This is a genomic window from Shinella sp. R2-11 (assembly GCF_055330205.1).
The window spans coordinates 795,093-804,359 of the sequence record NZ_JBVAPC010000002.1; the positions used below are offsets into that span (position 1 = coordinate 795,093).

The window sequence follows — 9,267 nt, forward strand, 5'->3', positions numbered from 1 at the left end:
GCTGTTCAAGCTTTCCTGAAGTGGTAGGATTTCGGACGGGTAAGATTGTGGAAGCCGATGACGGAGAGTGAGCCGCCGCGGCCCGTTTCCTTCACGCCCGTCCAGCACAGCGCCGGGTCGAGATAATCGGCGCGGTTCATGAAGACGGTGCCGGTTTCCAGATCCCGCGCGATATCGGCCGCGCGCTCGCTGTCCTTCGTCCAGAGCGAGACGGTGAGGCCGTACTTGCAGTCGTTCATCAGGGCGAGCGCTTCCGCGTCGCTCTTCACCTTCATGATGCCGACGGCGGGGCCGAAGGTCTCTTCCTTCATGAACTCCATCGAATGGTCGACATCGATAAGGATCTGCGGCGCGACATAGGCGCCGCCGTCGTCGGCCGGGAAGAGCTTGGGATCGACCAGCGCCTTCGCACCCTTCGAGACGGCATCGGCGATCTGCGAGCGCACGGTCGCGGCGAAGCGCTTGTGCGCCATCGGCCCAAGCGTCGTTTCCGGGTCGAGCGGGTTGCCGAGCTTGTAGTTGGAGACCCAGGCGACGGACTTCTCGACGAAGGCGTCGTAGAGCTTCTCGTTGACATAGATGCGCTCGATGCCGCAGCAGCACTGGCCCGAATTGTAGGTCGCACCGTCCATCAGCGTGTCGACGGCGGCGTCGAGATCGGCGTCCTCCATGACATAGCCCGGATCCTTGCCGCCGAGTTCGAGGCCGACTGGCGTGAAGGTGCCGGCTGCCGCGCGCTCGATGGACCGGCCGCCTTCGACGGAACCCGTGAAGTTGATGAAATCGAACGAATTGGCAGCGATCAACGCCGAGGTCGTGTCATGGTCGAGGAAGACGTTCTGGAAGACGTCCTCCGGCACGCCCGCCTCGTTGAAGGCGCGCACGAGGCGCTCGCCGACGAGCAGCGTCTGGGCGGCATGCTTGATGATGACGACATTGCCGGCCATCAGCGCCGGAGCAATCGTGTTGATCGCGGTCATGTAAGGGTAGTTCCACGGCGCGATGACGAAGACGACGCCGTGCGGCTCACGCTCGATGCGGCGCTCGAAGCGCTCGGAATTCTCGATGACAATGGGCGCGAGCGAGGAACCGGCGATCTCGGCGACATAGTTGGAGCGCTCGTTGAAGCCCTTGAACTCGCCGCCGTAGCGGACCGGGCGGCCCATCTGCCAGGCGATTTCCGGCACGATCTCGTCGGCCATCTCGTTGACGCGGGCGACACCCTTCAGCACGAGCTGGATGCGGTCTTCCAGCGGCCGCCTCGCCCAGGCTTTCTGCGCTTTCCTGGCGCGCGCGACAGCGGCCTCAGCCACATCGAGCGGCATCGCCTCGCGCTCGGCATAGACCGAGCCGTCCACGGGGGATATGCATTTGATCACAGTCATGATCGACTTCCTGTTGGTTCTATCGGAATTTCAGTCTCTGGCGCTCCGGTCGCCCCTCATCCGCCTGCCGGCACCTTCTCCCCGCAGGCGGGGAGAAGGGATATGCCGCACGGCCTTCCCCGACCGGAACCCTTTCGCAGGGCAGGTCCCCTCTCCCCGCTTGCGAGGAGAGGGTTAGGGTGAGGGGCAATTCCCGAAACGCTTCTACGCTCTCTCGAAGCCGCGCGCCACCTCCCAGTCGGTGATGCGGCGATCGTACTCTTCCTGCTCCCATTCGGCGGCGCGGACATAGTGGTCGACCACGTCGTCGCCGAAGGCCTCGCGCAGCATGTCGGAGGTCTTCAGGGCCTCGGCGGCGCCGCGCAGCGTGCGCGGAATCTCGCGGATATCCTTGCCGCCATAGGCGTCGCCCTCGAAGGGCGCCTCCAGCTCGAACCTGCCCTCGATACCGGCGATGCCGGCGGCAAGCAGCGCCGCCATGGCGAGGTAGGGGTTGAGGTCCGAGCCGCCGACGCGGCATTCGATGCGGATGCCCTTGGTACCCTCCCCGCACAGGCGGTAGCCGGCGGTGCGGTTGTCCTTGCTCCAGATCGCCTTGGTCGGCGCGAAGGTGCCGGCGACGAAACGCTTGTAGGAGTTGATGTAGGGCGCGAGGAAATAGGTGATCTCGCTGGCATGGGCGAGCAGGCCCGCCACATACATGCGCATCAGCTCCGACATGCCGTATTTGGCGTCCCTGTCGAAGAACTTCGCTTCCTTGCCGTCGAGGCTCCAGAGCGACTGGTGGATATGCGAGGAGGAGCCGGCGGCGTTGTAGTTCCATTTGGCGAGGAACGTCACGGCCTTGCCGCGCTGCCAGGCGATCTCCTTGGTGGCGTTCTTGATGATCGAATGCCGGTCCGCCATGGTCAGCGCCTCGGCATAGCGCACGTTGATCTCCTCCTGGCCGGGCGAAGCCTCGCCCTTGGAGTTCTCGACCGGAATGCCGGCCCCCTGCAGGCCGTTGCGCAGCGCCCGCATGACGTCCTCTTCCTTGGTGGTCTGGAAGATGTGGTAGTCCTCGTTGTAGCCGCTGGCCGGCTGAAGATCGCGGTAGCCGCTCTCGCGGGCATGGTCGTAGGTCTGGTCGAACAGGTAGAATTCCAGCTCGCTCGCCATGAAGGGCTTGAGGCCCATCGCCTCCAGCCGCTTGACCTGCTTCTTCAGGACGGCGCGCGGCGAATGCGGCACTTCCGCATGGGTATGGTGGTCGAGCACGTCGCAGAGCACCAGCGCCGTGCCTTCGAGCCAGGGCAGCTTGCGCAGCGTCGCAAGGTCCGGCTTCATCGTATAGTCGCCGTAGCCCGCTGCCCAGCTCGTCGACTTGTAGCCCGGCACCGTCTCCATCTCGATGTCCGTCGCCAGCAGGTAGTTGCAGCTATGCGTCTCCTCATAGGCGCTGTCGACGAAATATTGCGCGTGGAAGCGCTTGCCCATCAGGCGCCCCTGCATGTCCACGAGGCATGCCAGAACGGTGTCGATGCGGCCCTCGGCCACATCCTTCTTCAGGTCATCGAATGTATAGGTCACGGTCATCGGGGCGGTCCTGCGGGGTTGTGGCGTCGTGCCGGACCGGGCGGCAAGGCCCGGTCCGGCGGTCTCGTGGCGTCAGCCGTTCACATAGGGCGGGCCGGCCTTGTTGATGACGGCATTGTAGTCCTCGAAGATCTTGACGACCTTGGCCGCCGTCTCGCCCTGCTCGGCGATCTCCTTCCAGAAGACCTTGGCGGCGTCCTCGACGACCTTCCATTCCTCGGCCGGGATGCTGGTGAGCTTGAGCTTCGTGCCTTCGGCGCGCAGCTTCGCCTCGCCGCCCCAGTACCACTGGTCGCGGTAGTTGTTGCCGGATTCGATGGCCGTCATGACCAGCTTCTTCAGGTGGTCCGGCAGTTCCGCCCATTTCTTCTCGTTGACGAAGAAGGAGCCGATCCAGGCGCCCGAGATGTTGTTGGTCAGGAAGTGGTCCGTCACGTCGGCCCAGCCGACCGTGTAGTCCTCGGTGATGCCCGACCAGGCCATGCCGTCGAGCTCGCCGGTCTGCACGGCGACCTGCGCGTCCTCGTAGGGAATCGTGACGGGCACGACGCCGAACTGGGTGAGGAAGCGGCCGGCCGTCGGGAAGGTGTAGAGGCGAAGCCCCTCCAGGTCCTTCACCGAGGTGATGGCCTTCTTGGTGTTGAAGTGGCACGGGTCCTGGCCGGAGGACGAGAGCCACACGACGCCGCCGACCTTCTCGTAGGACGACTTCCAGATACCGGCGAGGCCGTACTGCTTGAACAGCACCGGCACGTCGAGGATCGACTTGGTGGCGAGCGGGAAATAGCCGCCGAAGGTGGCGACGTCCGCGGGCGAGGCCATGGAATCGTCGTCCGAATGCACGGCGTCGATGGTGCCGGCCTGGAGCGCGCGGAAAAGCTCGCCCGTCGGCACGATCTGGTCGGCGAAGTAGAGTTCGATCTCCAGCTCGCCCTTGGCCGAAGCGTTGATCGCATCGACGATGGGCTTGGTGACGTGCTCGCCGAGCGCGGCGCCCGCATAGGTCTGGAAGCGCCACTTGATGGCCTCCTGGGCCCTCACGATGGCGGGTGCGGAAAGCGTAGCGGCACCGGCTCCGATCGTAACCGCCCCGGCCCGCGTCAGAAATTGCCTTCTATTGGTCATATCTCTTTCCCTCTGGTTATCGTTACGCTCTGCCGGGAACGGCCGTTCATCCCGGACGGTCAATCGTCTTTTCTTCTACCGGCCTCATTACTCCCTCGCGCGCCGGCGGCCTTGGCCGCCGGCAAGCCAATCACTTGCTGTAGTAGTTGTTCGGCAGCCACGTCGCGATCTCGGGGAACACGCCGATAATGATGAGGCTGGCGACCATGATGCCGACGAACGGCCAGATCGAACGGTAGATGTCCCGCATGCCGATGCCGGGCGGCGCCATGGCGCGCATCATGAACAGGTTGTAGCCGAAAGGCGGCGTGATGTACGCGATCTGGCAGGTGATCGTGTAGAGCACGCCGTACCAGACGAGGTCGAAGCCCAGCTTCTGCACCAGCGGAATGTAGAGCGGCGCCACGATGACGAGCATCGCCGTGTCGTCGAGGAACATCCCCATGATCAGGAACGAGACCTGCATCAGCACCAGCACCTGCCACGGCTCCAGGCCGAGGTCGCCGAGGAAGAAACGCTCGATGGACTTGACCGCGCCGAGACCGTCGAAGACGGCGCCGAAGCAGAGCGAGGCGATCAGGATCCACATGAACATGCAGGTGATGCCGAGCGTCTTCTGCAGCACGTCGTTCCAGAGCGGCCAGCTCAGCCGGCCGCGCCACCAGGCGACGAGCGCCGAGCAGATGGCACCGACCGCCGAGCTTTCGACGAGGCTGGCGATGCCGCTGAGGAACAGCCACATCATCAGCACGAAGATGCCGAGCGGCACGATGCCGGCCGAAAGCAGCCGCACCTTCTCGCCGAACGGCACGTTGCGCTCCGAGGCCGGCAGCGCCGGGCCGAGCGACGGGTTGATGCGGCAGCGGACATAGACGTAGATCGCCATCAGCGCGGCCATCATGAGGCCCGGAAAGACGCCGGCAAGCCAGAGCTGGCCGACCGGCACGCGGGCGATCATGCCGTAGAGCACGAGCACGACGCTCGGCGGCAGCAGGATGCCGAGGGTCGAGCCGCCCTGCACCACGCCCGTCATCATCACCTTGTCGTAGCCGCGGCGCAGCAGTTCCGGCAGCGCGATGGTCGCGCCGATCGCCATGCCGGCGACCGAGAGGCCGTTCATGGCGGAGATGATCACCATGAGGCCGACGGTGCCCAGCGCAAGACCGCCGTTGATCGGCCCCATCCAGACGTGGATCGCCTTGTACATGTCCTCGGCGATGCCCGATTCCGAGAGCATGTAGCCCATGAAGACGAACATCGGCACCGTCAGCATCGGATACCATTTGACGAGCTTCATGACGGAGGCGAAGCCCATTTCCGAGCCGCCCGTGCCCCAAAGCAGGAAGGCCGCGACGACGCCGACGAAGCCGATGACGGCAAAGACGCGCTGCCCGGTGAGCAGCAGCACCATCATGCCGGCGAACATCGTGATTGCGATGAATTCATAGCTCATTCGATGGGCCTTCCCCGCAATTCCGCGATATCCTTAAAGAGCGAGGAAACGGCCTGCGCGAGCATCATCAGGACGCCGAAGGTCATGATGATCTTGATCGGCGCCATGTAGGGCGCCCAGGCGGTGAAGCTCTTTTCCTTGAACTGGATGGCATAGGTCGTGCTGGCGATGCCGCCATAGAGCATGAAGCCGAGGAACACGATCAGCGCCGCAGCCGTGACCGTGTCGAAGATCGCGCGCTTCCTCACCGACCAGGTGCCGTAGAACAGGTCCATGCGGACGTGGTCGCCGGTCTGCATGGCGAAGGCGCCGCCCAGCATGTAGTAGGCCGCCATGGTGAACTGCGCCGATTCCAGCGTCCAGTTCGCCGGCAGGTGGAAGGCCTTCGAAAGGGATGAATAAAGCAGGATCGCGAACATCGCGAAAATCAGATACATCGCAAAAATGCCGACACGCCGGTTGAACGTGTCGACGACGCGCACATAGCTCTTGATGAAATCAGGCATGACCGTTGCCTCCCTTGGCAGCGGCGGCATAATCAGCCGGGCCGGACCTTCGATAAATCAACGCAAGCATCCGCTTGGCCTCTCCAGTTCGTGTTCGTTTCCGTTTCCACGGATATTTCCCCGGGCCGGTTATTGATTGATTGCGGGAAGGCCCTTGGCGAGCAGTCCCGTCAGATAGCCGGCCACGACCCTCTGGCCGGCTTCGTCTCGGATGAGGTCGTTGCGGACCTCGATCATCACATTGGCAAGGCCGTTGGAAAGGCCATGCTCCTTCAAGGTATGCGTCACGCCGTCCTCCGGCCCGTAGGGCTCGTTGCGGCGGGCGTCGTAGCGCCCGTCGGCCGCCGCCGCCTCCAGCATGGCGTCGGCAAGGCGCGTATCGGCGTCGTGCAGGATGCCGATCTCGACGGCGCGCGGCGCGCCGAAATAGACGGGCGTGAAACTGTGCATGGTCACGATGACCGGCGGGCGGCCCTCGGCGATCCGCGCCTTCACGAGGCCGGAGAGCTTCTCGCGGAACGGCAGGTAGAGTGCTTCGGTGCGCGCATCGCGCGCCGCCCGGTCGAGCCCGGCATTGCCCGGCACGTCGAACACCTCGCTCTTTTCCGGCATGGCGGCCGGCGATTCCGGCGGGCGGTTGCAATCGTAGACGAGGCGGGAGAAGCGCTGGTAGAAGAGCGTCGCATCGAGGCTTTCGGCCATGAGGCGCGAGACGGCGAGCGCACCCGGGTCCCAGGCGATATGGCTGGCAAGCACGTCTTCGGTAAGGCCGAGCGTGCCGAGCGCCTTCGGCATCAGGCGCGAGGCGTGCTCGCAGACCAGGATGACCGGACCGCGGGCAACGACATTCTCCAGGGCGACAGGATCGCCCTCCTCCACACTCAGAATTCCCATGAGCCTGATCCCCTCGACCGGCCTTTATCGTTGATGAAGAGAATTCTTCACCATTTTGCCGCTGTCAACCGCACATTGAAAAAATCTCTTCAAAAAATCATTTGACTCCAATTGTGACAGCGATGTTTAATTTTCCAAACTCCGGCGCCAGACCGGAGCGCAGGGGAATAAACTTGACGCCCAACACAGCATCCATGACGGTGTCGGATGTGATCCATGCTCATTTCGATACGTTGACGCGTGCCGAAAAGCAGCTTGCCGCATCGCTGCTCGACAATTACCCCGTCTCCGGCCTCGGCAGCATCACGACGGTCGCGGAAAACGCCGGCGTGTCGACGCCGACGGTCGCGCGCATGGTGCAGAAGCTCGGCTTCCGCGGCTTTCCCGATTTCCAGGCGCGCCTGCACCACGAGCTGGAGACCACGCTCTCCAGCCCGATCACCAAGCACGACCGCTGGGCCGCGAACGCGCCAGGCACGCATATCCTCAACCGCTTCGCCGACGCGATCATGACCAACATGCGCCAGACGCTGGCGCATGTGGAGACCGCCGAGTTCGACGGCGCGAGCGCCCTCCTCGCCGACCGCCAGCGCAGCATCTACATCATCGGCGGGCGCATCACGAAGGCGCTCGCGGACTATCTCTTCACCCATCTGCAGGTCATCCGCCCGAACGTCACGCAGATCGCCTCCAATCCCGCCTCCTGGCCGCATTACGTGCTGAACATGAAGGCCGGCGACGTGCTGGTGATCTTCGACATCCGCCGCTACGAGCAGGAGATGGAGACGCTCGGGCGCGTCGCCCGCGAGCGCGGCGTGGAGATCGTGCTCTTCACCGACCCCTGGGCCTCGCCCGTCGCCAAGGTCGCCGCGAAGGTCTTCCGCGTCCATATCGAGGCGCCGTCGGCCTGGGATTCGTCCGTCGTGACGCTGTTCATCGTCGAGGCGCTGATCGAGGCCGTCCAGAGCTCGGGCTGGGAGGAGACCAGCGATCGCATGAAGACGCTGGAGGGCCTTTTCGAGGCCAGCCGGCTCTTTCGCAAGCCCCGGCCGGAGGTTCCGGCCAAGCCTTGAATCCGCATGGGAAAAAACCGGGACAGAACTGTCACATAAGCTTCACCTGCCGCAAGTAATCACCCTTCGCCGCCTGACACACAAAAGGAGAACACCCGTGATGTCACAGACGAGACGCCTGCTTTCGCTTTCCACCGCCCTGGTGGTCGCCTCCTCCACGCTCGCCTTCGCGGAGCCGAGCGCGGAACTCATCGAAGCCGCCAAGAAGGAAGGCATGCTGACCACCGTCGCCCTTCCGCACGACTGGTGCGGCTACGGCGACGTCATCGCCGCCTTCAAGGCCAAGTATCCGGAAATCCAGGTCAACGAGCTGAACCCCGACGCCGGCTCGGCGGACGAGATCGAGGCCATCAAGGCCAACAAGGACAACAAGGGCCCGCAGTCGCCCGACGTGATCGACGTCGGCCTCGCCTTCGGTCCCTCCGCCAAGGCGGAAGGCCTGCTCCAGCCCTACAAGGTCTCCACCTGGGACGAGATCCCGGACAACGTCAAGGACGCCGAAGGCTACTGGTACGGCGACTATTACGGCGTGATGTCCTTCTTCGTGAACAAGGACATCGTCACCAACTCGCCGAAGGACTGGGCCGACCTCCTGAAGCCCGAATATTCCGGCCAGGTGGCGCTTGCCGGCGACCCGCGCGCTTCCAACCAGGCCATCCTCGGCGTTCTCGCCGCCGGCCTCGGCAAGGGCGCGAAGGCCGGCAAGGAAGCCGGCGAAGCGGGCCTTGCCTATTTCGCCGAGATGAACAAGGCCGGCAACTTCGTTCCGGTCATCGGCAAGTCCGGCACGCTCGCCCAGGGCTCGACCCCGATCGTCGTCGCCTGGGACTATAACGCGCTTAGCTGGGCCAAGACCCTCAACGGCAACCCGCCGACCGAGGTCATCGTTCCGGAGACGGGCGTTCTCGCCGGCGTCTACGTGCAGGGCATCTCGGCCTACGCGCCGCACCCGAACGCCGCCAAGCTGTGGATGGAGCATCTCTATTCCGACGACGGCCAGATCGGCTGGCTGAAGGGCTATTGCCATCCGGTCCGCTTCAACGCCATGGTCAAGGCCGGCAAGGTTCCGCAGGACCTGATCGACGCGCTGCCGCCGGCCGCTTCCTACGAGAAGGCCTACTTCCCGACGCTCGAGGAAGTCGACGCCAACCAGGCCGCCGTGACCGGCGCCTGGGACAGCGCGGTCGGCGCGAACGTGCAGTAACCCACATCCCCGCCGCCCCGGCCTTCCGGACGGGGCGGGGAACGCGGTATGC

At 64.3% G+C, this 9,267-nt stretch carries 8 protein-coding genes; 2 read left to right on the forward strand and 6 right to left on the reverse strand.

All coding sequences use genetic code 11. From position 1 onward, the window contains the following. Positions 1–5 precede the first annotated feature (5 nt). From ACZ1A1_RS08440 to ACZ1A1_RS08465, 6 genes are all read right to left on the reverse strand, one after another. Complete coding sequence (locus tag ACZ1A1_RS08440) at positions 6–1,385, reverse strand: aldehyde dehydrogenase family protein (RefSeq protein ID WP_463619517.1); 1,380 nt, start codon at positions 1,383–1,385, stop codon at positions 6–8. A gap of 204 nt (positions 1,386–1,589) precedes the next feature. Further along, the gene (locus tag ACZ1A1_RS08445; RefSeq protein ID WP_415212306.1) at positions 1,590–2,954 is read right to left on the reverse strand and encodes a glutamine synthetase family protein; all 1,365 of its coding nucleotides are present in this window, start codon (positions 2,952–2,954) and stop codon (positions 1,590–1,592) included. A 78-nt stretch (positions 2,955–3,032) separates the two neighbouring features. Further along, entirely contained in the window at positions 3,033–4,085 is a 1,053-nt protein-coding gene (locus ACZ1A1_RS08450; RefSeq protein ID WP_463619518.1) for a TRAP transporter substrate-binding protein, read from the reverse strand. A 130-nt stretch (positions 4,086–4,215) separates the two neighbouring features. Next, positions 4,216–5,538: a TRAP transporter large permease gene (locus ACZ1A1_RS08455; RefSeq protein ID WP_463619519.1), complete on the reverse strand. Its 1,323-nt coding sequence runs from the start codon at positions 5,536–5,538 to the stop codon at positions 4,216–4,218. Beyond that, positions 5,535–6,044, reverse strand: coding sequence for a TRAP transporter small permease subunit (locus tag ACZ1A1_RS08460; protein WP_313192721.1), 510 nt, complete (start codon positions 6,042–6,044; stop codon positions 5,535–5,537). The genes ACZ1A1_RS08455 and ACZ1A1_RS08460 overlap by 4 nt, the downstream gene beginning before the upstream one ends. A 129-nt stretch (positions 6,045–6,173) precedes the next feature. Continuing rightward, positions 6,174–6,938 carry an N-formylglutamate amidohydrolase gene (locus ACZ1A1_RS08465; protein WP_463619520.1) on the reverse strand — a complete coding sequence of 255 codons (765 nt, stop codon included), beginning with the start codon at positions 6,936–6,938 and terminating at the stop codon, positions 6,174–6,176. Positions 6,939–7,132: 194 nt separating this feature from the next. Here ACZ1A1_RS08465 and ACZ1A1_RS08470 point away from each other — a divergent pair, with 194 nt between their 5' ends. Both ACZ1A1_RS08470 and ACZ1A1_RS08475 read left to right on the forward strand, forming a co-directional pair. Beyond that, the gene (locus ACZ1A1_RS08470) at positions 7,133–8,011 is read left to right on the forward strand and encodes a MurR/RpiR family transcriptional regulator (protein WP_409529988.1); all 879 of its coding nucleotides are present in this window, start codon (positions 7,133–7,135) and stop codon (positions 8,009–8,011) included. Between the two features lie 97 nt (positions 8,012–8,108). After that, on the forward strand, positions 8,109–9,215 hold the full coding sequence (locus tag ACZ1A1_RS08475) for an ABC transporter substrate-binding protein (RefSeq protein WP_313192718.1): 1,107 nt from the start codon (positions 8,109–8,111) through the stop codon (positions 9,213–9,215). Positions 9,216–9,267: the final 52 nt, after the last annotated feature.

Coding starts and splice junctions, on each gene's coding strand:
- ACZ1A1_RS08440 (WP_463619517.1), bottom strand. CDS start 1,385: ATGACTGTGATCAAATGCATATCCCCCGTGGACGGCTCGGTCTATGCC.
- ACZ1A1_RS08450 (WP_463619518.1), bottom strand. CDS start 4,085: ATGACCAATAGAAGGCAATTTCTGACGCGGGCCGGGGCGGTTACGATC.
- ACZ1A1_RS08455 (WP_463619519.1), bottom strand. CDS start 5,538: ATGAGCTATGAATTCATCGCAATCACGATGTTCGCCGGCATGATGGTG.
- ACZ1A1_RS08460 (WP_313192721.1), bottom strand. CDS start 6,044: ATGCCTGATTTCATCAAGAGCTATGTGCGCGTCGTCGACACGTTCAAC.
- ACZ1A1_RS08465 (WP_463619520.1), bottom strand. CDS start 6,938: ATGGGAATTCTGAGTGTGGAGGAGGGCGATCCTGTCGCCCTGGAGAAT.
- ACZ1A1_RS08470 (WP_409529988.1), top strand. CDS start 7,133: ATGACGGTGTCGGATGTGATCCATGCTCATTTCGATACGTTGACGCGT.